Origin of the sequence: Vibrio sp. 10N.239.312.C11, from assembly GCF_041466065.1 — a bacterium.
Taxonomy (GTDB): Bacteria; Pseudomonadota; Gammaproteobacteria; order Enterobacterales; family Vibrionaceae; genus Vibrio; species Vibrio tasmaniensis_A.
Map to the genome: position 1 here is coordinate 1 of NZ_JBFSRZ010000144.1, position 1,021 is coordinate 1,021.

The 1,021-nt window shown below is 46.3% G+C and carries 1 protein-coding gene; it reads left to right on the forward strand.

Translation table 11 applies throughout. The annotated features are described in order from the left end of the window. Positions 1-1,021 (forward strand): elongation factor Tu (gene tuf, locus AB6D07_RS23015; protein ID WP_102248954.1); only part of this gene is annotated, 1,021 nt, incomplete at both ends.

The window sequence follows — 1,021 nt, forward strand, 5'->3', positions numbered from 1 at the left end:
TGTCTAAAGAAAAATTTGAACGTACGAAACCGCACGTAAACGTTGGTACTATCGGCCACGTTGACCACGGTAAAACAACTCTAACTGCTGCTATCTGTACTACACTTGCAAAAGTGTACGGCGGTGTTGCTAAAGATTTCGCATCTATCGATAACGCTCCAGAAGAGCGCGAGCGCGGTATCACAATCGCAACTTCTCACGTTGAGTACGATACTCCTGAACGTCACTACGCACACGTAGACTGTCCTGGACACGCCGATTATGTTAAAAACATGATCACTGGTGCTGCTCAAATGGACGGCGGTATCCTAGTTGTTGCTGCTACAGATGGCCCTATGCCACAAACTCGTGAGCACATCCTACTTGGTCGTCAAGTTGGTATCCCTTACATCATCGTATTCATGAACAAATGTGACATGGTTGATGACGAAGAGCTACTTGAGCTAGTAGAAATGGAAGTTCGTGAACTTCTTTCTGAGTACGAGTACCCAGGAGACGACCTACCAGTAATTCAAGGTTCTGCACTTGGCGCTCTAAACGGCGAAAAGCAGTGGGAAGACAAGATCGTTGAGCTTGCAGAAGCACTAGATTCTTACATTCCACTTCCAGAGCGTGCTGTTGATCTACCGTTCCTACTTCCTATTGAAGATGTATTCTCAATCCAAGGTCGTGGTACTGTAGTTACTGGTCGTATCGAGCGCGGTATCCTACGTGTAGGTGACGAAGTAGAAATCGTTGGTATCAAAGAGACTACTCTTACTACTTGTACTGGTGTTGAAATGTTCCGTAAACTGCTTGACGAAGGTCGTGCAGGTGAGAACGTTGGTGCACTTCTACGTGGTACTAAGCGTGATGACGTTGAACGTGGCCAAGTACTTTCTGCTAAAGGTTCAATCAACCCACACACTAAGTTTGAGTCTGAAGTATACGTACTTTCTAAAGACGAAGGCGGCCGTCACACTCCTTTCTTCAAGGGTTACCGTCCACAGTTCTACTTCCGTACAACTGACGTAACAGGCGA